This is a genomic window from Microbacterium sp. Y356 (assembly GCF_059445355.1).
Map to the genome: position 1 here is coordinate 1,667,953 of NZ_JCAIUE010000001.1, position 26,547 is coordinate 1,694,499.

Consider the following 26,547-nt stretch of genomic DNA (forward strand, 5'->3'; position numbering starts at 1 on the left):
AGAGTCGAGGCCATGAGCATCGACCTTGAGTCCCTGTACATCGACCTGCACCGGCATCCGGAACTGTCATTCCAGGAGACCCGCACAGCCAGCATCGCCGCCGAACACCTGCGCGATCTCGGGCTCGAGGTCGAAGAGGGTGTCGGCGTCACCGGCGTCGTCGCTCTGCTGCGCAATGGCGATGGCCCTGTGGTCTGGGCTCGCGCTGACATGGATGCGCTTCCCGTGCAGGAGCAGACGGGACTGGCTTACGCGAGCACCGCGACCGGCGTCGATCCCGCCGGACACACCGTGCCCGTGATGCACGCGTGCGGCCATGACATGCACGTGACCGCGATGATCGGCGCCGTCGAAAAGCTCGTCACCGAGCGCGCCGAATGGTCAGGAACACTGGTCGTGCTCATCCAACCGGCCGAGGAGTACGGCGCCGGAGCGCGGGCAATGCTGGATGCCGGGATCCTCGACCGCTACCCGAAGCCCGACATCGTGCTCGGTCAGCACGTCACGCCGTTCCCGGCCGGAATCATCGGCGTGCGCAGCGGCACGCAGATGGCGGCATCCGATGGTCTCACCGTCACCATGCACGGTCGCGGCGGGCACGGGTCACGCCCGCACACCACCATCGATCCGATCGTGATGGCGGCAGCGACCGTCATGCGGCTGCAGACGATCACCTCTCGCGAGGTCGACCCCAAGGATGTCGCAGTCGTCACCGTCGGCTCGATTCACGCCGGGCTCAAGAACAACATCATCCCCACTGAAGCGACGCTCGAGCTGAGTCTGCGCTACCCGAACGACGAGATGCGCGCGAAGGTTCTCGAAAGCGTCGAGCGGATCGTCCGTGCAGAGGCTTCGGCATCCGGCGCAGAGCGCGAGCCGGAGATCCGCACCGACCACACCCTCCCGGCGACGATCAACGACGAGGACTCGACCTCGCGGGTGACCACCGCACTGCGCCGCGTGCTCGGCGACGAAGCGGTGATCGATCCGGGCATGTTCACCGGCAGTGAAGACGTGTCATGGTTCGCACGGGATGCCGGCGCACCTCTGGTGTTCTGGTTCTGGGGCGGGCTGGACCCCGCTAAGTACGCCACCGCGGTTGCGAACGGCACTGTCGACAGCGAGATTCCGACGAACCACTCGCCGTTCTTCGCACCGGAGATCCACCCGACCATCGAGATCGGCGTGACGGCGATGTCGACGGCCGTGCGGGAGTTCTTCGGCTGAGCCGCCGCACGGGCGCCGACTCACACCGGCCGCAGGCTGGAGACGAAGAATCGCTGACACGTGAGGAAGAGAATCACCGTCGGCAGCGAGACGACGAGCGCCGCCGCAAGAACGACCGGCGGACCGAGGCTCGAGAATCCGCCGTTGATCTCGGCAAGCGCCGCCATCACCGGACGACGATCCGGGCTGGTCGTCAACGTGATGCCGAAGAGCAGATCGTTCCACACCCAGGTGAACTGGAAGATGAACGCGGCGAACAAAGACGACCGGATCAGCGGCAGGTGTATCCGCCAGAAGAGCAGCGACCACCCGGCGCCGTCCAGCTTCGCGGCCTCGGTGACCTCCGGAGGCAGCGTTGTCAGGTAGTTGCGAACGATGAAGAATGCGAACGGCACGCAAATCGCGGAGTAGATCAGGATCATGCCCAGGTTCGTGTCGTACAGGTTGGTCGAGACATACGCCTTGAAGAGTGGGGCGAGGAAGATCTGCAGAGGCAGCAAAGTGCCGAGGTAGATGACCCAGAACCACAGGGTCGGCCGCCTCGTCGGCATCACGATGACCGCGAATCCGGCGAGCGCTGCGGCGAAGACCGCGATCAGCGCCGAGACAGTGGAGTACAAAAGACTGTTCAGCATGCCGGCGCCGAGACCGGACTGCGTCCACGCCAGTGCGATGTTCTCGAAGAAGCCGAACCCGGTAGGGAACCACGAGGGAGCACCCGTGTAATCCTCGACCGGCACGAAGGCATTGACCAGAAGCAGATAGACCGGGATCAGCCAGAGGATGGCGAACACGATGACGACGACGTTGCGGATGGTTCTGCCGATCATTGTCATACCTTCTTCAACTGCGGGCGCAGATAGAACCACGACGCCGCAACGACGATGATGGCCAGGACGACAGCCACGGCCGCGCCGTACCCGTAGTCACCGATGATGAACGTCTGCCGATACATCGTCACTGCGAGGGTTTCGGACACCGCACCAGGGCCGCCCTTGGTCAGCAACCAGATGAGATCGAATACGCGCAGGCTGTTCGTGATGGAGATTCCGACAACCACTACGGTGACCGGACGCAGCTGGGGAAGTACGACATGCCAGAACAGGCGCATCCCACTCGCACCGTCGAGCGAACCCGCCTCGATCGTGTCGGGCGGAATGGACTGAAGGCCCACGAGGAAGAGGATGACGGCCACACCGGTCGCCTGCCAAGTGCTCGCCAGGATCATCACGATCGTGTTGGTAGGCCATTCCAGCAGCCAACCCGATGCCGGAGGGATGCCCCCGAAGAATGCGATCGCCTGATTGAGCGCTCCATCGGAGCGGAGGATGAAGCCCCAGATGACTGCCGTTGCCGTGCCGGAGAGCGCGTACGGGAGGATGAACGCATAGCGGAGCCAGCGACCACCGCGCATGCCGTTCGTGAACACCGCGACGAGAAGCCCGATACCGACGGGCAGGATGAGCGTCCCGATCGTCCACATCACCGTGTTCAGCAGTGACTGGAGGAACGTGGGGTCTTGGAAGAGACGCGCGTAGTTGTCCAGCCCGATGAACGTCGACGTGAAGCCGTTGTCTTTCGTGAGGCTCTGGTACACCGTCAGGACGAACGGAACGAGCAGCATGACGCCGACCAGCGCCACACCGGGCGTGAGGAACGGGATGGCGGCGGCTCGGTCCCGGATGTGTGCACCGTGCCGACCGGGTCGGGGAGCAGCCTTCTTCCCCGACCCGGCCGTCGTGAGCGCTTGTGTGGCGGTGCGCACTACTGCGCGGCCTTCCAGTTCGCCCATTCGGTGTCAGCCAGCGTCTGTAGCTTCTCAAGCGTCGGCATGATGTTGTCTTCGGATGGGTTGGCCATGAACGCGCCGAAGTACTGCACACTTCCTTCGATGAGCGGGGGCGGCCCGGCCTCCCAGAAGCGCACGAGCTCGGTGGGCTTCTCCGCGGAAACCGCATCGAGGACCTCGGTGAGGATGGGGTCGTCGGTCGTCACCATCGGGTTCGCGGAGGTGTCCTTGATCTCATCGGCCCAGGGCTGCTGCACGTCGGGGCTCAGCCAGTTGGCCATCGTCTCGAGCGCAGCATCCTTGTTCGGTGCCTTCTCTGCCACCGCGATCGTGCCAGATTCCACAATCACAGAAGGATCGACTCCGTCTTCCACGGCCGGCAGCAGATATGCGCCGTAGTCTTCCTCAGTCATCCCGGTGTCAGCGAAGATGCCGTTGCGCCACGTTCCCATCGGCACCTGGGCGACAGTTCCCTCGGCGAGGAGCGCGGGTTCGTTGTCCCACGCCACATCGGCCGCAGTGAAGTAGCCCTTCGCGTACATGTCCGACCAGATCTGCATAGCCTTCTGCGAAGTCTCGTCGGTGTACTTGGCTTTCCCTTCCATGAGGTCGGCGTAGAACTGCGGATCCAGCTTGGAGAGGATCTCGGCGTACCAGATGAACGAGGTCCACCCCGCCTGCTGGGTCGCAAAGAGCGGTGTGACCCCGGCGGCCTTGAGCTTGTCGTTGTTGGCCTCGAACTCCGACCAGGTCGTCGGCACTTCGATGCCGACGTCCTGGAAGACGTTCTTGTTGTAGAAGATCACCCAGTAGCTCTTGTACATCGGCATGCCGTACACCTTGCCGTCGTACGAGAAGCTGTCGCGGGTCTCGGGGTTCACCCAGCCCTTTTCTTCGGCCGACTCCCATTCCGCGGTCAGGTCTGCCAGTCCGCCGGTGCGAGCCAGCTCTTGCAGCCGGTACCCGTTCCACCACTTCACGAGATCAGTTGTGCTGCTGGTCTGCAGCGAAGAACGTACGACCTGCTGATAGTTCTCGGTCGAGGGCACATTCTGCGCCTCCAGGCCTATTCCGGTGATGCCTTCAAGCGCCTCACCGGCGAGGAGATACCCCTCCGCGAAGTCAGCGCGGTCGCCGTTCAGCGTGACGGTGGCGGAATCGGAGCCCTGCCCGCCGCCGCCGCCCGATGATCCCTGGGCGCAGCCTCCCAACGCGACGCCGAGCGCAAGCGCAAGGGTCGCAGTTCCCACCCGTCTCAGTGTGCTGTGTCTGCCGTTCATGCCTTGAATCCTCCTTGATAACAAGATGAGTGCCGGGTGCTTCTCTAGGGTTCGAGATCACGTGGCTGATGAAGTTTGGTAACGATACCACGCGCCGAGTCGAGACTGAAGAAAGATGTTTTCCGGCAGCAATCGAGCTCGAAATTGGCTATGGTAACGTTATCAAAAGTTCCCCAAGATGTTAAGGACGAGCACTGTGGCAGCAAGAACTCCCCGCACAAGCTACGAGAAGCAACCGGTGATCGTCGTCCCCGGAGACCATCACGTGTGGCGCGGTGACGAGGCGTGGCTTGAGGTGGCGCGCACTGCAGAAAGCGCAGGAAGTCAACCGCTCATCGTCGTGGATGCCTATCCTGGCACCGACATCGCAGCTCTCAGCGCGGCAATACGCGAGGCACTCCCCGGCTATACGGTCATCGATGTGGAGACCGAGGCCGCAAAGTCCGTCGACGCGCTCGACGAACTCCTCGCACGAAACCTGACGGATGATCGGGTCTTCGGAGTCCTGAGCCACCATCTCCTCGTCGAGTTCTATGACGAGGATCGGCTGAGCGCGATCGCCGGGAGGGTCTTGTCGTCGAATACGCCCACCGTCCTCATCGGCTGGGGGAGCGCGCTCGTTCCTCTCCCGCACTGCGTCCTGGTACTCGCTGACATGGCGCGGTGGGAGATCCAACAGCGTCAGCGCAACGGTGCCCCCAACTGGCGCAGCAACAACCACTCCGAAGACAGCATCCGCAAATTCAAACGTGGATACTTCGTCGAGTGGGCTGTCGCAGACCGACACAAGCGTTCGCTGTTCCCCCAGATCGATTTCGTGCTCGACACCAATCGATCCAGCTCCGCAGCGAAGCTCATCACCGCGGACACCTTCTTCGCCGCAATGGATACCGCTGTGCAGACGCCGTTCCGCGTCGTGCCGTTCTTCGACCCCGGAGTGTGGGGTGGGCAGTGGATGAAGGAGTCGTTCGACCTCGATCGGACGGCGGAGAACTACGCCTGGTGCTTCGACTGCGTTCCCGAAGAGAACAGTATTCTGCTCAGCATCGGCGACGAACTCTTCGAGTTGCCCTCGATCGACATCGTCTTCACTGAGCCACAGCGGCTCCTGGGAGAGCGCACGTTCTCAAGATTCGGTGCGGAGTTCCCGATCCGCTTCGACTTCCTCGACACGATGGGTGGCGCGAACCTCTCCCTGCAGGTGCACCCTCTCACCAGCTATGTACAGAACACGTTCGGCAAGCACTACACGCAGGATGAAAGCTACTACCTGCTCGATGCCGAAGAGGATGCTGTCGTCTACCTCGGCACGAAAACCGGCATCGACCCGGCAAAGATGACCGCAGATCTCGAGTCGGCCGCACGCGGCGAGATCAGTTTTCCCGCCGAGGACTACGTCAACACCTTCCCAGCGAAGAAGCACGACCATTTCGCGATCCCGGCCGGGACCGTGCACTGCTCTGGCGCGGGAACCATGGTTCTCGAGATCTCCGCGACGCCCTCCACCTTCACGTTCAAGATGTGGGACTGGGACAGGCTCGGCCTCGACGGCAAGCCTCGCCCTATCCACCTCGAGCACGCAATACCGAACATCCAGTGGAACCGCGACACGGAGTGGGTCGCCGACCAACTCGTCGGCCAGATCGACCAGATCGCATCGGGACCCGGGTGGACAGAGGAACGCACCGGTCTTCACGAGCTGGAGTTCATCGAGGTACGTCGCCACTGGTTCACCGAAGCTGTCAACGGCGACACCCACGGAACGGTGCATGTGCTGAACCTGGTCGAGGGCGCCGAGGCGGTCGTCGAGAGCCCGACCGGTGCGTTCGCGCCGTTCGTCGTGCACTATGCCGAGACTTTCATCATTCCGGCGGCAGTCGGGCCCTACGTCCTCCGGCCGCACGGCAAAGGCCTGGGCCAGCAGCTCGGCACCGTCACGGCATACGTGCGTGGAACTGAGCGCGACGCTTGAGGCTAACCTCGGCTCGCCCCGTATGCCGCCCCGATGAATGCGGCCTCTGCCGGGAACTGTGCAGGATGTAGAGCCACCGTCGAACTGTCGGGCCCGCCTTTCGTCATTCCGTGACGGAGGGCGGGCCCGACAATGTCCCATGATCTGGACATAGATCCACCCACGACCACGGCCGTGGCCTCGAAGCGCTCGGCCACCGGACCGAGCGCGACGCCGAGAGACTCGAATGCCTCGCTGAGCACCGCGGCAGCGGCGTCATCACCCTGGCGACTCCGCTGCGCGATCTCGCGCACATCGGGGACACTCCCTGACGCCAGGCCGACCGCGACAGAGTAGGCGCGCCGGATCGCCCGCCGCGACACGAACTCCTCCAGGGGACGGCCGAGATGCCGAAGCAGGTGAACACTGCCGTCCGGAGGGACGGACGGACCGGAATTGACCGGCTCCCCCCGGTCAAGGAACGCCGATCCCACACCGGTGCCCAGAGTGATGCAGACGACGCGGTCATGACCGCGGGCCGCTCCGACGACGAACTCCCCGACGCCGAACGCGTCGGCGTCGTTCAGGAATCGAACCGATGCCGGAGCGGGTCGGATCTGCGCACGCAGACCTTGCCGCACGTCGACACCGTTCAGGCTGTCGAACTTTCCGACATGCTCGAAGCGTCCGATCCCGCCCTCGTAGTCGAAGGGCCCGGGAATGGCTACGGCCCAGTCGGCGCCCTGTGCAACGCCGACGCCGGAGGCGGCATCGGCCATCGCCCCGATCAACTGCTCCGAAGACCCGGTGGCGTCGAATGAACGATGTGACACAGACTCCGGAACGATCGTCCAATCACGGTCGTCGATCACGGCAGTGGCCAGATGAGTGCCACCGATTTCCAGCACCGGCCACAACGTGCCTGTCATGTCACCCATCAGGATGCCTCCCCTGATCCAGCATCGGTCGGTGTCACGACGCGGCCGTCTCGTGCGGCTCTGGCCACCCCGATACCGCTTTCAATTCGGGCATAGAGCGTCGCCTGCCACGCGTGATAAAGATCAGGTTTTCCATCCCAGGTCACTGCATTCGGGCGATTGTTGACGTCCAATTCGTGCCACCATGACCCTCCCTCGCGATCGAGAACGTGTCGTTCTGCATATCTCCAGAACCGGATGTACCACTCGCGATACTTCGCATCTGCAGTGACCCGATAGAGCCAGAGCGCTGCCCCGATCGCTTCGGCGATCGTCCAATGCATCCGAGCCGGATTCACCACCGCCCCATCGAAGTCCACGCTATACACGAATCCTCCCCGCACATCGTCCCAGCCGTCATCCACCGCGCGGTCGAACAGGCTGATCGCCGCGTCGAGCGTCCATTCCGCTGTCGGCCGCACAGCGCGCAGCTGGAGGAGAAGTCGCGCCCACTCGAGCGAGTGTCCTGTCAGTGTGCCGTAGGGGCGAAATGGGTCATCCGGATGGTCGGCGCCGTATGGTCGATCGACGGTCCACGATGGTGTGTAGTGCTCAGGGATCCGCCAGCGGCTGGTCCCGGCGCCGTGGAGGATGAGCCGATTGGCGATGCTCTCGGCGCGCTGGGCGAACACCTCTTCTCCGGTGCGCTCGTAGGCAGCCAGATATGCCTCGGTCAGATGCATGTTGGCATTCTGGCCTCGATATTCGTCCGGTGAGGTCCAGTCTCGATCACACGACTCGAGAGCAGTTTGCGCGTCATCGTCCCAGAGGTGCTCGTCGATGGAGCGCCGGGCCTCTTCGAAGAGCTCTGCCCCACCCGCAATCCCCGCCAGCACTGCGCTGTTGCCTGCCAAAAGCACGAAGGCGTGACCGTACGCATCCTTTCGCGCCGAGACGATCTCATCGCAGTCTCCAATCGCCGCGAAGAAGCCGCCGTGCACTGGGTCGAGGAACTGCGAAAGCAGCAACTCCACCCCCTCCCTTGCCCAGGCCCCTGCGTTCTCTCGCCCGAGCATGTGCTCGATACTCAAGCAGTGGACGAGCCGACTGACGCTGTAGAGGTGTCTCGGTCGCTCCGGCACAGGCGCACCCTGATTGTCGCGCCAGCAGAATCGAAGACGCGCGTCGACATCGTCCATCGCGAAGAAGTCGATGAGCCTGTCGGTCTCGTGTGCGAGCCAGTCGTGATGCTGCGATGCATCCGGGTCGAAGATCATCTGATAACGATACCAACTCCGATAGACTGTGACGAGATCAGACGGTGCGACGCGCCTGTGATTCGTCCGTTGCTAACGTGTATGCAGCCGACATGATCGCGCATTCGATGCGAGGAGGGATGCACGTGGCCGACTCGATCGATCCGCCGCAGCGACTTGCCCCCACTGTGCGTGAGGTGGCGCAGCACGCCGGGGTCAGCCCGATGACCGTTTCCCGCACGCTGTCCGGCGGCAAGAACGTGCGCCCGGCCGTTCAGCAGCGCGTGATGGAAGCGGTCTCGGCGCTCGGCTACCACCGCAATGAGAACGCCAGAAGCATCCGCCCCGGCCACTCGTCGGGCCTCATCGGCGTCGCAATCACCAACCTCGCCAACCCCTACTACGGTCAGTTCGCCCTGGGCGTGGAAGATGTCGCCTCCCAGCACGATCGTCGAATCCTGCTCGGCAACACGGGTGAAGACCTCTCGCGTGAGACGCAGCTGATCTCCGACTTCATCGGCCGAAAGGTCGAAGGGCTCATCGTCGTCCCCACCGGCAAGGGCGGTGCGCACCTGCGCCCGGAGAGCCTGGGGCGTGTGCCCATTGTCCTGGCTTCTCGCACCGTCGACGGGCTGGACGTCGACACCGTGCTGCTCGATGATGTCAACGGTGCCTACGAGGCGACCAAAGCGACGCTCGAGTCAGGGCATCGACGAATCGGGTTCCTCGGGAATGTGGTGTCCGTGTCTACCGCGGCCCGCCGATATGACGGCTACGCCCGAGCGCTCGCCGAGTTCGACCTCGTGCCAGAACCGGCGTTGGTCAAACGCGGACAGCAGGACGTTTCCGATGCTCGAAGGGCGATGGACGCCCTGCTCGACCTCCCCGACCCGCCGACCGCCGTCTTCAGCGCCAACAACCGGAACACCATCGGCGCGATCTACTCGATCGAAAGACGCCATCGCGAAGGAACACTGGAGACCCCGCCCATGCTCGTGGGGTTCGATGACATCGAGCTCGCTGATCTGCTGACCGTTCCGCTGCTCACCGTCTCCCACGATCCGCGTGCGCTGGGGGCTCAGGCGGCGCGGATGCTCTTTGAACGCCTCGACGGGACCGTCACAGAGCCGCTGGCACGACTCGTCGAACTTCCTGTGGTGGTCGGTAAAGCGCCGGAGTAGAGCCGGTTAAACCTGCACGACGCGGGGCGGAGCTGGCGGCAACTGCCGCCGCGGCACGCCGTGCGCTTCGCGGTGCAGCCGCTCCATGCGACTGTCGAGCTCGCTCGCGGCATCCGCGGCATCCGACAGGCTCTCTACAAGGTGAGAGGGCACCTGGTTGGAGAACTTGTAGTAGATCTTGTGCTCAAGGCTCGCCCAGAAATCCATCGCTATCGTGCGGAACTGCACCTCGACCGGAACCATCAGCGGCCCGGTCGACAGGAACACCGGCACCTCGATGATCACGTGCAGGCTCTTGTAACCGTTGGACTTGGGCTCTTTGATGTAGTCCTTCACCGAGCGCACCGTGATGTCGTCCTGCTCGGTGAGCAGATCGAACAGCTGGTAGACGTCGGCGACGAAGCTGCACGTCACACGGACACCGGCGATGTCGGTGATCTCTTTACGGATGCGCGCGAAGTCCGGCTCTTCGATCCCCTTTCGGGCGACCTTCTCCACGATGCTGTCCGGCGTCTTGAGCCTGCTCTTCACGTGCTCGATCGGGTTGTACGCGTGATCGTGCAGGAACTCGTCGCGCAGGATTGAGATCTTCGTCTCGACCTCGCGCATCCCGAACTCGTACTCGCGCAGGAAGCGCTGGAACTCATCTCGCAACTCGCGGGCCTGGTGGATGTCGTCTTCGCTGACCTGAAGAGTCGTCATGAGATCGACGTTACGCGGCCGTCTTCAGAAGGGGCTGTGCGTTTCGCTGTGAGCACGTCTCACAGGCATGGATGTCGTGGCATCCGGACCGCGCATGAGGGTTCCATGAGCGTCCAGGCCCTGGCCGTATGGATTCCGTAAGGATGCCGTTTGGGCTCCGCAATCACGCGTAGCGTCGCTGGACGTGACGAACGAAACACGCGAGAACGCGGATGCGCCGCAGCTGGTCAAGCGCATTCTGCTCGGCGACCCCATCTCCTCCGAACAGGCCTCAGATCAGCTGCTGCCGAAGCGGCGAGCGCTGCCGATCTTCGCCTCAGACGCGCTGAGTTCGGTGGCGTACGCTCCGCAGGAGCTGGTGATGATCCTGCTGCTCGGCGGCCTGACCTTCCTGTCTTTCTCGCCGCTTGTGGCCGCGGCCGTGATTGTCTTGCTCGTCGTGGTGGTCCTCAGCTATCGCCAGCTGATCAAGGCTTATCCGTCTGGCGGCGGTGACTATGAGGTCGCCCGGCGCAACCTGGGCGAGATCCCCGGCGTCGTCGTCGCGGCGGCTCTGCTGGTCGACTACGTCCTGACGGTCGCGGTCTCCGTGGCATCCGGCGTGGACAACATCATCTCCGCACTGCCAGGGCTTGACCCATGGCGGGTCGAGATGGCGGTCGGCTTCGTCGTCGCGATCATCCTCGTGAATCTGCGGGGGGTGCGGGAGGCGTCGTTCGCGTTCGCGATCCCGACGTATCTGTTCATCGGATCCGTCGGCATCATGATCGTCACCGGAATCGCCCGTACGCTCCTCGGGGATGCGCCGATCGCCTCCAGCGCCGAGTTCACGGTTCACGCCGAGAGCCTCAGCCAGGCAGCGGTCATCCTGCTGATTCTGCGTGCTTTCTCCAGCGGATGCTCCGCCCTCACCGGCGTGGAGGCGGTCTCCAACGGCGTCCCGGCGTTCCGTGAACCTAAAGTGCGCAACGCGCAGTCCACACTCGTGCTGATGGGATCAATCGCAATCTGCCTGTTCGCCGGCCTCACCGCGCTCGCGCTCATCACTGGCGTGCACTACGCCGAAAACCCGTGTGACCTGATCGGGTTCGACTGCTCAAATCCGCAACCAAGCCTGATGGCGCAGATCGCCGCGGCGACCTTCGGCGGCGGCAGCATCCTGTTCTTCGTCATTCAGGCGACCACTGCCTGCGTGCTGCTACTTGCGGCGAACACCGCATTCAACGGCTTCCCTCTGCTGGGCGCTGTGCTCGCCCGCGACGGCTACGCTCCAAAAGCGCTGAACACCCGCGGTGACCGCCTGGTCTTCTCCAACGGCATGATCCTGCTCGGCATCGCCGCGATCGCCGTTCTCGTCATCTTCCAGGCGAAGCTGACCACCCTCATCCAGCTGTACATCATCGGTGTCTTCGTGTCGTTCTCGCTGGGCCAGATCGGCATGGTCAGGCATTGGCGGCGGGTGCTGCGCGGTGCACGGGTTACGGCATCCGATCGACGCAGTGCCCGCTCTGGCCTCGTCATCAATGCATCCGGAGCGACTCTCACCGTCCTCGTTCTCGTGATCGTGACGGTCACGAAGTTCACGCACGGCGCGTATTTGGTCTTCTTCGCCATCCCGATCCTCGCGTTCCTGATGATGGGCGTGAAGCGCTACTACCGTGACGTCGACCATGAGATCGCGATCGATGACATCACCCACTTCGGCGCGCAGGGAGATGTGGCTCTCGTGCTGGTCAGCCGCCTGCAGAAACCGGTCATCAAGGCAATCGACTACGCCGTGGCCGCCGGGCACAACAAGACCGTGGCGATTCACATCGCCGTGGATTCCGATGAGGCCAGCCGACTGCAGAAGGAGTGGGCGGATCATCTGATGCCGATCCCGCTGTTGATTCTGGAGTCGCCATATCGCGCATTCGCCGACCCGGTCGAGCAGTTCATTGCGCAGTATCGCGAGAAGAATGGCCCCTCGGTGATGACTGTCTACCTGCCGAGGTACATCGTCGGGCACTGGTGGGAAACGTTCCTGCACAACCGCCGCGCCCAGCGCCTCGCGAGCCAGCTCATGCTCGTACACGGCGTCACCATCACCCTCGTGCCGTGGCTGCTCGACTCCTCGGAAATAATCTATGGACGCCGTTCCCGGCCACTGCCCGGTCAGGAACGCGCAGGCCGAGCGGTGGCCAGCAACGGGCGGCGCGTCCGTCGACCGGCTGGCCCGCCTGAATCTGCCAGCAGCACGACTGCGTCGCCACAAGACTGAGGATGCCGGAAGCCTAGGATGCAAGGACGGAGGGAACATGAGCGTAGAGCGGATGCCTGAGCCTGGTGCCTCCGGCGGCGTGAGATTGCCGCGTCTCGACACCGGAGCACTGGGGTGGCGGCGCGAAGTAGCCGGGTACGCGGCGGCTCTCATCGGCGGAGCGCTGCTGTCCTGGCTGCTGTTCTCGTTGCGCAGTCCAGAGTCGATCACCTACGAAGTGCTCTCATATCAATTGCTCGTGGTCATCGTCGCCATGATCGGAGGGCTGCGACCGGCGGTGTTCGCCGCCCTGCTTTCCGGCATCGCGCTCGATCTGCTGTTCGTCGCGCCCGTGTTCACGATCGCGATCGCGCATCCGCTGCACATCGTGGCCCTCGCGCTGTACGTGATCATCGCCGTGCTGGTCGGTTTGATCGTCGCGCATGCAGCGAACCGTGCACGTGCCGCCCAGCGCGCCACCGCCGAAGCGGAGCTGCTCGCCTCGGTCGCCGGAAATGTGCTCCGCGGCGAGAGCGCTGTGCTCGCACTCGTGACCCGCACGCGGGCGGCGTTCGGGCTGAGTGGTGTGCGGCTCGTAGGAGCGGACGGCGAAGTCTTGGCGATGGACGGCGAACCCGTCTCCGATGGCCGTGAGACCACGATTCCGGTGGGCCACGGTGTTGACGGCGGGGCCCGCGCATCTCTAGAGCTGCACGGCGGGCCGCTTGATGCCCCGTCGCGCAGGCTCGTGGATGTGATCGTTGCGCAACTCTCCGCCGCGATCGAACACACCGACCTCAGTGCCACGGCACGTGAGGCTGAGGCACTCGCGGAGACCGATCAGGTGCGCAGCGCCCTGCTGTCCGCCCTCAGCCATGACCTTCGCCGCCCGCTTTCGGCCGCAGTCGCCGCGATCGGCGGGTTGCGCGGCGCGCACGAGCTCTCGGTATCTGATCGAGCGGAGCTGCTCGCGACCGCAGACGAGAGCCTCACGACGCTGTCGACGCTGATCACCGACCTCCTCGATGTGAGCCGAGTGCAGGCAGGCGTGCTCGCCGTCTCCGCGACACGGGTAGACGCGGCAGGCAGCGTCTTGTCTGCTCTCGACGAGCTCTCCCTCGGCCCCTCCGACGTCGAGCTCGCGCTGGACCCGGACCTTCCCCCGCTGCACGCCGATCCGGTGCTGCTGCAGCGGGTGCTCGTGAATCTGCTCGCCAACGCGCTGGCGCATTCGCCGGATGGCAGCCGCGTCACTGTTTCGTCGATTCGGGCTGGCGAGCGTGCCGAGATCCGCATCATCGATCATGGCGAAGGTGTTCCCCTCGAACGCCAGCGCAGCATCTTCCAGCCGTTCCAACGCTACGGCGACACCGACAACAACACCGGTCTCGGACTGGGCCTGGCCCTCTCGAAGGGATTCACCGAGGGGATGGGTGGGAGCCTGACGCCGGAGGATACCCCTGGCGGCGGTCTCACCATGGTCGTGTCGCTGCCACTGGCGGCCGAAACGCCAGACACGAAGGAGTCAGAGTGAAGCTCCTCATCGCCGATGACGATCCGCAAATGGTGCGGGCTCTGCGCATCACGCTCGCCGCACACGGATACGACGTCGTGGCTGCTGCAGACGGTGCCGCCGCGATCGCCGCGGCAGCGCAGAATCACCCCGACATCATCTTGCTCGACCTCGGGATGCCACGGCTTGACGGGATCGAGGTGATCCACGCGCTCCGCGGCTGGACCACAGCGCCCATCATCGTAGTTTCCGGCCGCACCGGATCGGCAGACAAGGTCGAGGCGCTGGATGCCGGAGCCGACGACTTCGTCACGAAACCATTCCAAGTGGATGAACTCCTCGCGCGCTTGCGTGCGCTCTCCCGGCGATCATCGCCCGCGACCGGCGAGGCGACAGTTCAGTTTGGCGATGTCATGATCGATCTGTCCGCGAAGGCCGTGACGCGAGCAGGCACACGGGTGCACCTCACGCCGACAGAGTGGCGGATGCTGGAGCACCTCGCCCGTCACCCCGGCGCTCTCGTCACCCGGCAGGATCTGCTCAAGGAGATCTGGGGCAGCGAGCAGGTCTCCGACTCCGGATATCTGCGGCTGTACATGTCGCAGCTGCGCAAGAAGCTCGAGCAGGAGCCGGCATCGCCCGCGCACCTACTCACCGAATCCGGGATGGGCTATCGCCTGGTGCTCTGAGGCCCCTACCTCGTTGCGGCGTCTGGGGCCCGCCGCGCAGCCACCATCGCCGCCTCGGTGCGGGTGGCAACGCCCAGTTTTCGCAGGATCGCCGACACGTGCACACTCGCCGTCTTGACGCTGATGAAGAGTCGCTCACCGATCTGCCGGTTGCTGAGTCCTTCGGCGACCAGGTCCAGCACCTGCTTCTCACGCGCGGTCAGCTCGAGCTCGTCGGCGATACGGTCGCTTGCACTGATTCCGCTCGCTCGTCCGAACGCCTCGACGCTCTCCCGAAGCGGCTCGTGTCCGATTGCCGTTGCCACTTTCGACGCATCCGCCAGCACCGCCCGAGCCTCACTTCTGTCGCCCGTCGCGACGAGCATCCGTGCCAGTTCGAGACGGGTGACGCCGCGCATTATCGCGGGGATGTCGTATTTCTCGGAGGCATCGATCGCCACACGCATCGCGTCGATCGATGGGGCGAGCATCGCGTCGAGGATCGTCGCCCATTCGTCGGCTCGAACGGTGGCCGGCAGTTCTGACCAGAGTCGGCGGATCGCCGCCACGGCCGCATCGGTGCTCCGACCGGATGCTCGCACCTCAGCAACGAGCCAGCCAGACTCGAGGAGCAGCCGGTACGCGTGCAGCAGCACGAAACCCTGGTCTTCCGTCATCGCGACGATGGCATCCAAGGCGTCAGACCACTGTCCGCGGGCGACGGCGAGCGCGATGTCGTCTTCGATGATCCGGTACCACGCCTGACGCTCGAGTTCGCCGGTGCGGCGCAGTGACGGCATCCACTCCTCGCGCAGACGCTCGGCCTCGTCGACCTTGCCCTGCCATGCGAGAATGCGGATGCGGGTGAGGAAGACGTACTGGTCGTTGAGCACCTGGGGCCTGCCGATCGGCACTGCCGACAACCGTGCCTTCGCACCGTCGATATCGCCGAGCGTGAGCAGCGGCTCGACCATGTTCTGCACCAAGAGCGTGCCCGTTGCGCGCTCGACGCCCAGCTCACGTGCCCGTGTGACACCGGCCTCCGCGACCTCGAACGCTTCGTGGTGTCGGCCGAGCAGCGCGAGGAGGTCCGAGTAGTTGACCCGGTAGCGCAGCTCGGCACCACCGTTACTCAGTGCCGCGAACCGATCTGCTTCACGGAAGTCGGCGAAGGCCTCATCGAGTTGACCCAGGTACCCCCGGCACGTCCCGCGGAGGTTGTGCGCAACGGAGATCTCGTATGGATCGTCGACACGCTGCGCGACTTCGAGCGCCTGCGTCGCAGTGATGATCGCTTCCCTCGGCATCGAGGCGAGCATATGCTTCCCGGCGATCTGGTTGAGAAGCGTCGCATGCAGTCGGTCATCGTCGACGGCGGCGTCGACGATCTCAAGGGCCTGCAAATAGAGCTCCTTCGAGCCGGGCAGTCCGAGATTGCTGCGGAACTGGGCCTTGTCCCGTAGCAGTCGCGCGTGCTCGGCTGGGTCGGCATCCGCATCCGCATCCATTAGGTCGAGGGCGCGCTCGGCGACGGACAACGCGCGCTCCGCTTCGCCCGCATTTCGCAGGATCGAGCCGAGCTGCCGCATCAAGTGCACGTGCGACATGCCGACGACGGTCTCGGCATCCGGCACCTGCTCCCACAGTTCCAGGGCCAGCTCCCCGAAGCGGGCCGACGTTGCGAAGGCGAACCGGTTCTTGGCTTCATGCATCGCAGCGACCGATGCGACAAGCGCACGGTCCGGTACCTGAGCGAGCCTCCAGTGATGCGCGAGCGAGGACCGATCGCAGCGGTCGAGCAAAGCGGCACGGGCTTCGAGAGCTTCGGCGTACCCGCGATGAAGTCGCGCGCGTTCCCCCGGCAGTAGATCAGCGTGCACAGCCTCGCGCAGCAGCGCGTGCCGGAAGGTGTATTGATCGTCGTCGACCGAGAGCATGCCGCCTCGTACCGCCGCCCGAATGGCGTCGTCGAAGCGCTCGTCTGGGAGGCGCGCGAGCTCGGCCAGCAGGGTATGGGACAGCGTCCCCTCGGCCCCCGACGCGACACGCACCACGTGCCGGGCGTCGTCGTCGAGCTGGTCGAACCGCACGAGCAACATTTCGCGCAGCGAGTCGGGAAGGGGCCCCGCGGCGCAACATGCAACCTCTTCGATGAAGAACGGCACACCCTCTGCGCGGTCCATCAAACGCTCCAGAGCAGCTTCGGTGAGCGCGCCGTCGGAGAGCTGCTCGGCGAGCTGCCGCGTGGCGTTCGAGTCCAGGCGCTGCAGAGGGAGTCGCTCGATGAGGCGTGCGCGCGTCGTCTCGGCGATGAACCGGCTCACGGCGTCGCCGCGTCGCACGTCATCGCTGCGGCAGGTGATGATCACGAGCACGCGACCGGACTGCAGGGTGCCCAGCAGGAACGAGAGCATGCCCAGTGTGGAGTCGTCGACCCAGTGCACGTCCTCGATCACGATGACCTGCGGTGCGCGTTCGGCGGACGCCTCGATCAGGGCGACGACCGCGCCGCGCATTGCATCTGGGCTCGTGAGCTCTCGCATCACCGCACCGTTGCCGAGTTCGGGGACGAGCATGCGCAGCGCCTCGGCACCGGCGCCGACCGCTGCGCGCGCCTCGGTCACGCCGAGCCGTTCAACGATCGAGCGAAGGATGCGGATGAGTGGCCCGTATGCGGAGCGGGCCGTGCCGAGATCGAGGCAGCGGCCGACGTGGACGTCGGAGTGCGCGGCCACCTCTGCCTGAAATTCTCGCAGCAGACGCGTCTTTCCGATGCCGGCTTCGCCCTCGATGAGTACCGCGGAAGGTTCACCCCCGGCGGCGCGATCGAACGCGCGCCGCAGTGCGACAAGGTCGGCGTCGCGACCCACCATCGCTGTGCTGTCCGTCGGAACCGTCACCACATCATGGTGCCACGCGCCACGGACATCAGGGCCCACGTTCTCAGATGTGAATGTATTCACCGCGAGGGTGGTCACCGCGCGTGCGCCCGCAGTGCGGTGTGGTCGCCAGCTACGCGTGGGCTGGCGGGTGGTGTACTCGGCGCGGCGGCATCCGCTCGTCGAGCGCCGAACCAGTTGCGCACCCGAGCGAGAAGAGGACGCTCGTACGCCACCACCCTCGACGGGTTCTCGGCGATGATGCGCCGCAGCTCGTTGGCGCGATCCACGCGTTCCTGCTCGGCGACGATACTGCTGTAAGTGTAGGACGGGTGCTCGTACATGGTGCTGACTCCTCGGTTGTGCGGTAGTTCCACACTCCGCTCTGAGGCACCACTAGGACATCGGGCAGATGCCCTATTTCCGCACCGTCGCCACCTCAGGCGGTGGCCATCGCCGCGTCGATGAGCACCTCAGCGGCTGCGCGCGCCTGGGCAGCAACCTTCGGTTCGGCAGAGATCGCCGCCGTACTCTGGGCACCCTCCGCGAGTATCGACAGCTGCGCGGCGAGCGCGTGGGGAGCACCGATCTCGGCGACGAGTCCTGCCATGTACTGCTGGAATGAGGCCTTGTGTGCGCGGACGATCTGCGCAATCTCGGGAGTCGTGCCGCCCAGCTCACCGAAGGCGTTGATGAACGCGCATCCGCGGAAGTCGTCAGCGTAGAACCAGCTCTCGAGGAAGTCGTACACGGCCAGCAGGCGCGCGCGAGGATTGTCGCCGGCAGCCGCCACGGCGCCGGTCAGCATGCTCTCCCACTCCTCATGCTTGCGCGCCAATACCGCCGCGATGATGTCGTTCTTCGAAGGGAACAGCGTGTACACGCGCTTTAACGAAACGCCGGCCGCTGCGCGAAGTTCGTCCATGCCGACCGCCGCGTAGCCTTTGGCGTAGTAAAGCTGCTCGGCGGCATCCAGGATGCGTTCGCGTGCTTCTTCCTCATTCATTTCTCCAGTGTACTTGACATGAGAACGATCGTTCTCTATCGTGGTCATTGTCACCAGAGAACGACCGTTCTCCTCCCAATCTGAAAGGTACGACCATGGGCAGCATCACCGTCGGCAACGAGAACAGCACCCCCGTCGAGCTCTACTACGAAGACCAGGGCTCAGGTCAGCCCGTCGTTCTCATCCACGGATACCCGCTGGACGGGCACAGCTGGGAGCGTCAGACTCGCGAACTCCTCGCGAACGGCTACCGCGTCATCACCTACGACCGCCGCGGCTTCGGCCAGTCATCCAAGGTCGACGCAGGCTACGACTACGACACCTTCGCCGCAGATCTGAACGCGGTTCTCGAGACGCTGGATCTGCAGGACGTCATCCTGGTCGGATTCTCGATGGGCACCGGAGAGCTCGCACGCTACGTCTCCCGTTACGGACACGAACGGGTCGCGAAGCTTGCCTTCCTCGCATCCCTCGAGCCCTTCCTCGTCGCCCGCGATGACAACCCCGAAGGGGTGCCGCAGGACGTGTTCGACGGGATCGCCGCTGCCGCTAAGAGCGACCGGTACGCCTGGTACACGCAGTTCTTCCAGAACTTCTACAACCTCGACGAGAACCTCGGCACGCGCATCAGCCAAGAGGCCGTCACCGGCAGCTGGAACGTCGCGACCAGCAGCGCCCCCGTTGCCGCATACGCGGTCGTGTCGGCCTGGATCGAAGACTTCCGCGGCGACGTCGAGGCGGTTCGCGCGAGCGGCAAGCCCGCACTGATCCTGCACGGCACGGGCGACAACATCCTGCCGATCGACGCCACCGCCCGCCGTTTCCACAAGGCCTTCCCCGAGGCCGACTACGTCGAGATCGAGGGCGCGCCGCACGGTCTGCTCTGGACTCACGCCGACGAGGTCAACTCCGCACTGGCAGCGTTCCTGGCCAAGTAACCAGGACGAAGGGGCGGATGCCACGGCATCCGCCCCTTCGCGTGCCCGGACTAGGGCGTCATTCGATCCGTCCGCGCACCGCGACCGACACCGTTCACGGTCAGCAGCGTGCCTGTTTCGGTGAACTCCTGCAGGATCTCGCTCTGCCGCTCGGATCCTTCGCGATGGGTGAGCAGGCTCACGACCACAGCAACGATCAGCGCGCAGATGAACGCCGGCAGCAGCTCATACATCTCAGGCCATACGGCCTTCCAGACGAACACACCGGCAGCTCCGACGAACATGCCGGCCAGCGCACCCCAGTTGGTGAGCTTGCGCCAGAACAGACTCAGCAGGATCAGCGGCCCGAACGCAGCCCCGAAGCCAGCCCACGCGAACGAGACCAGCCCGAGGATCGTGTCATTGGGCACGATCGCCAGCAGCCCGGCGATGAGAGCGACGCCGAGCACGGTCATTCGCCCGAGCATCATCAGCAATTTGGGCGACGGATCCTTCTTGACGATTCTGAAGAGGTCTTCCACGAGCGCGGAAGAGGCGACGATCAGCTGGCTGGAGATCGTGCTCATAATCGCCGCGAGGACCGCAGCCAGCACGAGACCTGCGACGAATGGGTGCAGCAGCGTCTGCGCCATCACCAGCACCACCGTCTCAGCGTTCGCGAGGTCGATGCCCTGGTGTGCCATGTAGGCGATGCCGACGAAGCCGGAGAACACTGCGCCGAGCAGCGAGATGATCATCCAGCTCATGCCGATACGGCGCGCCGCCTTCGCCTCACCGGGGTTGCGCAACGCCATGAACCGCACGATGATGTGCGGTTGGCCGAAGTAGCCCAGCCCCCAGGCGAGCGACCCGACGATTGCCAGAATCGTTCCGCCGGTCAGCGCCGTTCCGCCGATCAGCGAGATGTGGTTCGGGGCGAGATCTTCGACGTAGGTGGCCACTTCGCCGAAACCACCAACGGCGATGATCGCAGCAACCGGAACAACGATCAGGGCGATCAGCATCATCAGCCCCTGCACGACGTCGGTGAAAGAGGCTCCGAGGAAGCCGCCGAACAGCGTGTACAGCAGTGTGATGCCAGCCACCAGCACCATGCCGAGCAGGTAGTCGGAATTGAACGAGCTCTCGAAGAAGAAGCCACCGGCGACCATGCCGGAAGAGATGTACAGCGTGAAGAACACCAAGATCACGACGCCGGCGAGGATGCGCAGCAGCCTGGACGAGTCCCTCAGCCGATTCTCGAAGAAGCTCGGAATCGTGATCGAGTTGCGCGACACCTCCGTATAAGCACGCAGGCGCGGGGCCACGAGCAGCCAGTTCAGATACGCGCCGATCGTAAGGCCGACGGCGATCCACGCTTCGATGAGTCCGGAGAGATAGATGGCTCCTGGGAGCCCCATCACGAGCCAGCCGGACATGTCGGATGCTCCGGCACTGAGCGCCGCGACCCACGGGGGCAGGCTCCTCCCACCGAGCATGTAGTCCTCGTGGTCGGTCGTCCGGCGAAACGCCAGATAGCCGATAAGAAGCATGGCCGCGAAATACAGCCCCAGCGCAATGAAGATGAACACTTGATCGGACATCGTCGTCCCTTCGTAATGATCGGTGCAGTGACTCGATCCTGTCAGGGACGGATGCCGGGGGCCACCCCTACCCGACGTGGACCGTCAACACCTTGCTGGTGCTGACTCCGGCGGAGTTCACGAACTCGACGCGGTACGTGTGCGTCCCGGTCGCCCGATCGGAGACCGGTACCGAGATGCGCTGCGCGGCCGGCGTGTTCGCGACCAGCTCACCTTCTGTCAGCAGGACGTCATCCTCGAACAGCCGATAGCCGCTCGCGTTCGTACCCCACCACATAACAGCGGTGACCGTGTAGTTCCCGTCGCCGTCCCAGTTGCCCGCGGAGAGAACGGGAACGCCTGGCGCTGCATCCTTTACGGTGACCGTGACCGACTGCACGGCCGCGACGCCGCGGGAATTCACCAGCTCACCGGTGTACTCGTAGGTGCCGTCTGCTTTGCCCTCCACGGCGACGGTAACCGCCTGCGCCGCATCGCCGTTGTAGTCCAGTGGCACCGTCGCGATCAGCGTGCCGTTCTCGAACAGACGCAGCTTGGTGGCATTCTGCCCCCACCACAGGTTCATCGTTACGCTGAAGTCACCGTCGAGCAGACCGGTGTCGTGGCCGTTGTCGTGGGACAGCACGCCGCGGCCAGGAGCGGTCGTCGCATCGTCGAGCACGACGAGCGCGTCACGCGCATCGCTCAACTGCTGCAGCGCACCCACCACGGCCTCGCCGCTCGGGCTCGTCGCGGCGAGCACAATGTCTGCGCGTTCGATCGCGTCCTGCAGTCCGACCGTCGAATCATCGACATACTCAGCCGGATCGATCGCTGCGGCGGCATCCCGTTGCGCACGCAGTGACGTGGTGTCGGCGCCGGCTTCCGGCATCCGCACGAGCTCGAAGTCGTCGATCGTGCCCCACGCGCCAGCAGGCAGGGCGCCCGTCACACTCAGTGTTGCCACACCATCGGCGTCCACGTGCACAGCATCGGTCGTCGGAGTCGACCACGCACGCCACCCGTCGAGCGCGAACGCGACCGGAGTGCCTGTTTGCGCCGGTGTCGACAGTGAAAGCGTGACCTTCCCGTCGGCACCCTCGCCGTCACCCTGCAACGCGGCGCGAGCGACATAGTCGCCCTCCGGCAGTCCCGTCACTGTCTGTGACAGCTCGAAGGACGATGCGGATTCCGCATAGAAGTGCGCCGAGTACGAGCCTGCGTGCGGGTCGTCTCCTGAGCGCAGCGTCAGGCCGACCCCGGTCGTCGTCCACATGCTCGTGTCTGACTCCTCGAACCCAGGATTGAGCAGGTGGTTGTGCGCGGCGACCGTGATGGTGGCGGACGCATCAAGGCCGGCATCCGTTCGACCCACGACCGAGTACGTGCCGACTCCCTCGATGTGCTGCACGGCATCCGGCCACACGACCGTCTGCTGCTCAGAGGTTCCATCGCTGTACTGCACGGTGACCTCACCGGGCAGCGTCACGGCTTCGCTCTCGGTAAATTGCAGTGCGACCGGCTGCACCAACTCCACCTGTCGAGGAGCCGTCGCGCCGGTGCGCACATAGGAGAAGATATTCAGCACGGCGGATGCTGTGCCATCGAATCCGAACAGCGCTTGGTTCTCCCACGCGGATCCACCGAACCACTGACCGGCGTCTTCCGGTTCGTATTCGCCCGCGAAGCTCGATGCCCACCCGGAGCCGTCGCGCTCCCACAGCACGCGGTTGTCCTCAACCTGCGCCGGCGTGCCGACCGGAAGCCACGCCGGCTCCCAGTAGAAGACACCGATACCGGCATCTCCGACATCGGCGACGGCCTGCACGACCGCGCGTACGGCGTTCGCCTGGCCCTGCACGCTCACCGGGTACTGTGTCGCTTCCTCCGGCAGTTCGATCACGTTGCCGTGGCCGTCGCCGTCCTCGAGCGTGAACGCCCACGACGTTTCAGCGACCATGACTTTCTTGTCGTAGCTGTCGGCGATGTCCTTCAACACTGCGGTGAGATTGGCAGGGGTGCCGTGCCAGAACGGGTAATACGAGGATGCGAAAACGTCATAGTCGACGTCGCGAAGATCCAACTGTGCGGCGACATTCGCGTAGAAGCCGGCCCGCTCGGGGTTCGTGAAGTGCAGGGCGACCAGAGCATCCGGTGCTTCCGCCCGCACCGCGGCAGAGCCTGCGGAGAACACCTTTGACATGTCGTCCCAGCCGCGCACTCCGGCGACACCGCTGTTCGTCTCGTTCCCGATCTGCACCATCTGCACATCGACTCCCGCAGCGACCATCCGGCGCATGGCGTCGCTGGTGAAGACTCCAACCTGCGCCGCGACCTCGTCGGCGTTCAGCCCTTCCCAGGCTTTCGGCACCTGCTGTTTGGCCGGGTCTGCCCAGAAGTCGGAGTAGTGGAAGTCGACGAGCACGCCGAGTCCGGCATCTGTCGCTCTCTTGGCAATCTCGATCGCGCGGTCGACATCCACGTCACCTCCGCCGTAGCCGTTCCCTGACGCATCGAAAGGGTCGTTCCATACCCGCACGCGCACATCGGTGACGCCAGAGTCGACGAGGATCTCGAACAGGTCGCCCGGTGCGCCGTCGGCGTCACGGAAGACGACGCCGGACTCCTCCAGCGAGAGCACGGACGAGACGTCGACACCGCCGATGAAATCGCTGGGCAGATTCTCGACCCTGGGCACGGTGATCGTGGCCTCAACTGGCTCGACGGCGGCCACAGCGGTGTTACCCGCCGCTGGTATCGCGACGCCGATCATGGCGAGCGCGGTGACGGCGGAGAGGGCTGCCGAGAATAGGCGGCGTGTGCGACGGTGCATGACGACCTTTCGATTCTGAATGGATACGGGGATTCAGCCCTTGACGGCACCCTGGGTCAGCCCGCCGACAATGTACTTCTGCAGCGCGAAGAACAGCGCGAGCACGGGTAGCGCCGCCACGACGACGCCCGCCGCGAACAGGCCCCAGCGCGAGGCCAGCTGGTTCGACACCCACTGGTACATGCCGACGGCGAGAGTCCAGTTGTCCTCTGAGGTCAGGATGATTTTGGACAGGATGAAGTCACCGAAGCAGGCCAGGAACGACAGCAGTGCCACGACCGCGAGGATCGGCACGACCAGCGGCATGATCAGCTTCCAGAAGATCTGGGCGTGGCTGGCGCCGTCGATCTTCGCTGACTCGTCGATCTCGATGGGGATCGTGTTGAAGAACCCGTACATGAGGAACGTGTTCGCCCCCAATGCTCCGCCGAGGTACACGCAGATCAGCGCGATCTTCGAGTTGATGCCGAGCGCGGGCACGACCTCGCCGATCGTCAGCAACATCAGGAAGATGGCGATGAACGCGAGCGCCTGCGGGAACATCTGCACGACGAGCAGCGTCGTCAGGCTCACGCGTCGTCCGGTGAATCGGAATCGCGAGAACGCATACGCCGCGGAGGCCCCCATGACCACCGAACCGACGGCGGTGATGACGCCGATCAGCAGAGTGTTGCCGAACCACACCCAGTACCGGGACTCGCCGAGCGCGATGTAGTTCGTGATGTCGACGATCGCGAACAGGTCGTTGCTCGCTGCCAGGCTGCCCTTCGGATTGAGCGAGGCAGACAGAACGTACACGAGCGGGAAAGCGGCGAAAATCAGCACGACGACGGCGAGGATGTACTTCCAACCGACTTCGGCCCACCACCGGCGGCGCCTCGCGCCGGCCCTGGCAGCCGTGGCATCCGATGAAGAACCCGTCACCACTACTCTGGTCTGCGTAGACATCACTGGTACTCCTCAAGTTTGCGGGTCTGGCGGAAGCCCAGCACCGAGATGATTCCGACCACGATGAAAGCGACGATGGAAAGTGCGCTGGCGAGACCGTAGTCCGAAGCACCTCCGGAGACACCAGAGACGTCATAGATCGCCGACACCAGGATGTCCGTCGAGCCGAGCGCAAACGGTGCCCCTGGTATCGCAGGCCCGCCATTGTTGAAGGTGTAGATGACCGTGAAGTTGTTGAACGCCACCGCGAACGAGGCGATCAGCAGCGGCGCCGTCGACACGAGCAGCAGCGGCAGCACGATCGAGCGGAATCGCTGCCAGCGGTTCGCGCCGTCGATCTCCGCGGCTTCCAGCGTGTCGCCTGGCAGCGACTGCAGTGCGCCCGTGCACACCAGGAACCAGTACGGGTAGCTGAGCCAGACGTTCACGAAGATCACCGCGGCCCTGGTGAGCCATGGGTCACCGAGCCAGTTGATCTGGGCACCGAAGAGGAACAGGTCGTTGATGATGCCGAACTCAGCATTGAACATTCCGCGGAACAATAGTGCCGCCATGAACGCGGGGAACGCATACGGCAGGATGAACAGCGCCCGCAGCACGCGGCGCCCCTTCACCCGCGGATCGTTGTAGACCATCGCGAGGCCGAGTCCAATGGCGAAGCTCAGCCCGACCGACAGGATGGCAAACGCGAACGTCCAGATCGTGACGCTTCCGAGTGTCCCCGCGAGCGCTGAGTCGGTGAACAGTTTGAGGAAGTTCGCGAAGCCGACGTTCACGTACCAGCCGGTGGGCAGTGCCGCACCGCGCTCTGAGACGAACGAGCCACCGTCTGTCGCCGCATAGACGGTGTCGTTGGTCGTGTCGGTGATGGTCTGCGCTCCGGCATCCCACACCAGCGTGGACTCGTAAATCGCGCCGGAGGACCCATCACGGGTGCGGACGGAGCCGTCGTTGGGGTCGTCCGAGACAGGAACCCGAAGATCGCCGATCTGCGCCTGGAGCGCAGAGTCGGTCAGCACTGTGGCCCGTGGAACAACCGTCCATCCAGGCACCTCGCTGGGTGCGCCGGTGCTGCCAAGATCTGCGCCGGATGCCTCGGCGAGCGATTCGATCGCCGATCCGACCAGCACGTCACCGTCTTCGGTGGCGATCGCGAAGCCGAGCTCGTCGCCGCGCTGCACGACCGAGAGCGGGTAGGTGGGTGAGTCATCGACGCGGCGCTCGCCCTGGATGAGCGCGGCTTCGACGGCCTGCTCCTGCGTGCCGATGTGACCCGTGCCGTAGTTGGTGAATGCGATGTACGCGGTGTATCCGAAGATGAACACCTGGAACACGAGGAGGAAGATGAGCCCGGGCAGCAGGTACTTCATCGGCAGCGCGCGCTTGCCGAAATAGACGATGTCGGCGATGACGACGAGCAGCACCACAACGGCCAGCACGACCCATGATTCGGCGCGCCACGCGGAGATCGCGGTGAGGATGCCGAAGGCATTGACCAGCGCCATCAGCACCAGCTTGATGATGAACCCCCAGCCGGGCCCACGCCAGCGTTTCGCGTGGGGTTCGCGCAGCGGTGTGCGCTCGGTCTGAGCGGTCTGGATCGGTGCCTCAGTCGACATCCATCACTCCTTCGAAGGTCTAGAAGGCCGGGAGGCGCG

The 26,547-nt window shown here is 64.5% G+C and carries 20 protein-coding genes; 7 read left to right on the forward strand and 13 right to left on the reverse strand.

What is annotated here, in order from left to right; all coding sequences use genetic code 11:
- Positions 1–12 precede the first annotated feature (12 nt).
- On the forward strand, positions 13–1,227 hold the full coding sequence (locus AC1C2Q_RS08005; RefSeq protein WP_495449659.1) for an amidohydrolase: 1,215 nt from the start codon (positions 13–15) through the stop codon (positions 1,225–1,227).
- 20 nt (positions 1,228–1,247) lie between these two features.
- On the opposite strand, the gene AC1C2Q_RS08010 is transcribed toward AC1C2Q_RS08005, so the two are convergent.
- From AC1C2Q_RS08010 to AC1C2Q_RS08020, 3 genes are read right to left on the reverse strand one after another with little or no spacing between them, the layout of a single operon-like run.
- Positions 1,248–2,057, reverse strand: a complete 810-nt coding sequence (locus AC1C2Q_RS08010) for a carbohydrate ABC transporter permease (protein WP_495430557.1) — start codon at positions 2,055–2,057, stop codon at positions 1,248–1,250.
- 2 nt (positions 2,058–2,059) lie between these two features.
- Positions 2,060–3,019, reverse strand: coding sequence for a carbohydrate ABC transporter permease (locus AC1C2Q_RS08015; protein WP_495449660.1), 960 nt, complete (start codon positions 3,017–3,019; stop codon positions 2,060–2,062).
- A complete protein-coding gene (locus AC1C2Q_RS08020) occupies positions 2,992–4,266 on the reverse strand; it encodes an ABC transporter substrate-binding protein (RefSeq protein WP_495449661.1) in 1,275 nt (424 codons plus the stop codon). Before AC1C2Q_RS08020 ends, AC1C2Q_RS08015 begins: the two co-directional genes overlap by 28 nt.
- A gap of 226 nt (positions 4,267–4,492) precedes the next feature.
- On the opposite strand from AC1C2Q_RS08020, the gene AC1C2Q_RS08025 reads away from it, so the two are divergent.
- Positions 4,493–6,268 (forward strand): class I mannose-6-phosphate isomerase, encoded by a 1,776-nt coding sequence (locus tag AC1C2Q_RS08025; protein WP_495449662.1) that lies wholly within the window; start codon positions 4,493–4,495, stop codon positions 6,266–6,268.
- 2 nt (positions 6,269–6,270) lie between these two features.
- On the opposite strand, the gene AC1C2Q_RS08030 is transcribed toward AC1C2Q_RS08025, so the two are convergent.
- Together AC1C2Q_RS08030 and AC1C2Q_RS08035 are read right to left on the reverse strand one after the other, a co-directional pair.
- Positions 6,271–7,185: an ROK family protein gene (locus AC1C2Q_RS08030; protein WP_495449663.1), complete on the reverse strand. Its 915-nt coding sequence runs from the start codon at positions 7,183–7,185 to the stop codon at positions 6,271–6,273.
- Complete coding sequence (locus tag AC1C2Q_RS08035; protein ID WP_495449664.1) at positions 7,185–8,441, reverse strand: AGE family epimerase/isomerase; 1,257 nt, start codon at positions 8,439–8,441, stop codon at positions 7,185–7,187. The genes AC1C2Q_RS08030 and AC1C2Q_RS08035 overlap by 1 nt, the downstream gene beginning before the upstream one ends.
- 125 nt (positions 8,442–8,566) lie before the next feature.
- Here AC1C2Q_RS08035 and AC1C2Q_RS08040 point away from each other — a divergent pair, with 125 nt between their 5' ends.
- On the forward strand, positions 8,567–9,601 hold the full coding sequence (locus tag AC1C2Q_RS08040) for a LacI family DNA-binding transcriptional regulator (protein ID WP_495449665.1): 1,035 nt from the start codon (positions 8,567–8,569) through the stop codon (positions 9,599–9,601).
- A 6-nt stretch (positions 9,602–9,607) separates the two neighbouring features.
- Here AC1C2Q_RS08040 and AC1C2Q_RS08045 read toward each other — a convergent pair whose 3' ends face one another.
- Complete coding sequence (locus tag AC1C2Q_RS08045; RefSeq protein ID WP_495449666.1) at positions 9,608–10,303, reverse strand: GTP pyrophosphokinase; 696 nt, start codon at positions 10,301–10,303, stop codon at positions 9,608–9,610.
- A 184-nt stretch (positions 10,304–10,487) separates the two neighbouring features.
- Here AC1C2Q_RS08045 and AC1C2Q_RS08050 point away from each other — a divergent pair, with 184 nt between their 5' ends.
- The 3 genes from AC1C2Q_RS08050 to AC1C2Q_RS08060 are packed head-to-tail and all read left to right on the forward strand — an operon-like array spanning position 10,488 to position 14,744.
- Positions 10,488–12,563: an APC family permease gene (locus AC1C2Q_RS08050; protein ID WP_495449667.1), complete on the forward strand. Its 2,076-nt coding sequence runs from the start codon at positions 10,488–10,490 to the stop codon at positions 12,561–12,563.
- A gap of 37 nt (positions 12,564–12,600) precedes the next feature.
- Positions 12,601–14,076, forward strand: a complete 1,476-nt coding sequence (locus tag AC1C2Q_RS08055; RefSeq protein WP_495449668.1) for a sensor histidine kinase — start codon at positions 12,601–12,603, stop codon at positions 14,074–14,076.
- A complete protein-coding gene (locus AC1C2Q_RS08060) occupies positions 14,073–14,744 on the forward strand; it encodes a response regulator (RefSeq protein WP_495449669.1) in 672 nt (223 codons plus the stop codon). The genes AC1C2Q_RS08055 and AC1C2Q_RS08060 overlap by 4 nt, the downstream gene beginning before the upstream one ends.
- Before the next feature lie 5 nt (positions 14,745–14,749).
- On the opposite strand, the gene AC1C2Q_RS08065 is transcribed toward AC1C2Q_RS08060, so the two are convergent.
- The 3 genes from AC1C2Q_RS08065 to AC1C2Q_RS08075 all read right to left on the reverse strand — a co-directional run bounded on the left by AC1C2Q_RS08065 (position 14,750) and on the right by AC1C2Q_RS08075 (position 18,608).
- Complete coding sequence (locus AC1C2Q_RS08065) at positions 14,750–17,623, reverse strand: helix-turn-helix transcriptional regulator (protein ID WP_495449670.1); 2,874 nt, start codon at positions 17,621–17,623, stop codon at positions 14,750–14,752.
- Positions 17,624–17,697: 74 nt separating this feature from the next.
- Complete coding sequence (locus AC1C2Q_RS08070; RefSeq protein ID WP_495449671.1) at positions 17,698–17,946, reverse strand: hypothetical protein; 249 nt, start codon at positions 17,944–17,946, stop codon at positions 17,698–17,700.
- Between the two features lie 95 nt (positions 17,947–18,041).
- Positions 18,042–18,608 (reverse strand): TetR/AcrR family transcriptional regulator, encoded by a 567-nt coding sequence (locus AC1C2Q_RS08075; protein ID WP_495449672.1) that lies wholly within the window; start codon positions 18,606–18,608, stop codon positions 18,042–18,044.
- 95 nt (positions 18,609–18,703) lie between these two features.
- On the opposite strand from AC1C2Q_RS08075, the gene AC1C2Q_RS08080 reads away from it, so the two are divergent.
- Positions 18,704–19,546 carry an alpha/beta fold hydrolase gene (locus AC1C2Q_RS08080; protein WP_495449673.1) on the forward strand — a complete coding sequence of 281 codons (843 nt, stop codon included), beginning with the start codon at positions 18,704–18,706 and terminating at the stop codon, positions 19,544–19,546.
- Between the two features lie 50 nt (positions 19,547–19,596).
- Here AC1C2Q_RS08080 and putP read toward each other — a convergent pair whose 3' ends face one another.
- The 4 genes from putP to AC1C2Q_RS08100 form a co-directional block, all read right to left on the reverse strand.
- Positions 19,597–21,129 (reverse strand): sodium/proline symporter PutP, encoded by a 1,533-nt coding sequence (gene putP / locus AC1C2Q_RS08085; protein WP_495449674.1) that lies wholly within the window; start codon positions 21,127–21,129, stop codon positions 19,597–19,599.
- Positions 21,130–21,196: 67 nt separating this feature from the next.
- On the reverse strand, positions 21,197–23,941 hold the full coding sequence (locus tag AC1C2Q_RS08090) for a glycosyl hydrolase 53 family protein (protein WP_495449675.1): 2,745 nt from the start codon (positions 23,939–23,941) through the stop codon (positions 21,197–21,199).
- A gap of 33 nt (positions 23,942–23,974) precedes the next feature.
- A complete protein-coding gene (locus AC1C2Q_RS08095) occupies positions 23,975–24,889 on the reverse strand; it encodes a sugar ABC transporter permease (RefSeq protein ID WP_495430574.1) in 915 nt (304 codons plus the stop codon).
- Entirely contained in the window at positions 24,889–26,508 is a 1,620-nt protein-coding gene (locus AC1C2Q_RS08100; RefSeq protein WP_495449676.1) for an ABC transporter permease subunit, read from the reverse strand. Before AC1C2Q_RS08100 ends, AC1C2Q_RS08095 begins: the two co-directional genes overlap by 1 nt.
- Between the last annotated feature and the right edge of the window lie 39 nt (positions 26,509–26,547).

Excerpts from the sequence above, each read along its gene's own strand:
- AC1C2Q_RS08005 (WP_495449659.1), top strand. The coding sequence starts at position 13 with ATGAGCATCGACCTTGAGTCCCTGTACATCGACCTGCACCGGCATCCG.
- AC1C2Q_RS08010 (WP_495430557.1), bottom strand. The coding sequence starts at position 2,057 with ATGATCGGCAGAACCATCCGCAACGTCGTCGTCATCGTGTTCGCCATC.
- AC1C2Q_RS08015 (WP_495449660.1), bottom strand. The coding sequence starts at position 3,019 with ATGGGCGAACTGGAAGGCCGCGCAGTAGTGCGCACCGCCACACAAGCG.
- AC1C2Q_RS08030 (WP_495449663.1), bottom strand. The coding sequence starts at position 7,185 with ATGGGTGACATGACAGGCACGTTGTGGCCGGTGCTGGAAATCGGTGGC.
- AC1C2Q_RS08035 (WP_495449664.1), bottom strand. The coding sequence starts at position 8,441 with ATGATCTTCGACCCGGATGCATCGCAGCATCACGACTGGCTCGCACAC.
- AC1C2Q_RS08045 (WP_495449666.1), bottom strand. The coding sequence starts at position 10,303 with ATGACGACTCTTCAGGTCAGCGAAGACGACATCCACCAGGCCCGCGAG.
- AC1C2Q_RS08055 (WP_495449668.1), top strand. The coding sequence starts at position 12,601 with ATGAGCGTAGAGCGGATGCCTGAGCCTGGTGCCTCCGGCGGCGTGAGA.
- AC1C2Q_RS08070 (WP_495449671.1), bottom strand. The coding sequence starts at position 17,946 with ATGTACGAGCACCCGTCCTACACTTACAGCAGTATCGTCGCCGAGCAG.
- AC1C2Q_RS08075 (WP_495449672.1), bottom strand. The coding sequence starts at position 18,608 with ATGAATGAGGAAGAAGCACGCGAACGCATCCTGGATGCCGCCGAGCAG.
- AC1C2Q_RS08080 (WP_495449673.1), top strand. The coding sequence starts at position 18,704 with ATGGGCAGCATCACCGTCGGCAACGAGAACAGCACCCCCGTCGAGCTC.
- putP (WP_495449674.1), bottom strand. The coding sequence starts at position 21,129 with ATGTCCGATCAAGTGTTCATCTTCATTGCGCTGGGGCTGTATTTCGCG.
- AC1C2Q_RS08090 (WP_495449675.1), bottom strand. The coding sequence starts at position 23,941 with ATGCACCGTCGCACACGCCGCCTATTCTCGGCAGCCCTCTCCGCCGTC.
- AC1C2Q_RS08095 (WP_495430574.1), bottom strand. The coding sequence starts at position 24,889 with ATGTCTACGCAGACCAGAGTAGTGGTGACGGGTTCTTCATCGGATGCC.
- AC1C2Q_RS08100 (WP_495449676.1), bottom strand. The coding sequence starts at position 26,508 with ATGTCGACTGAGGCACCGATCCAGACCGCTCAGACCGAGCGCACACCG.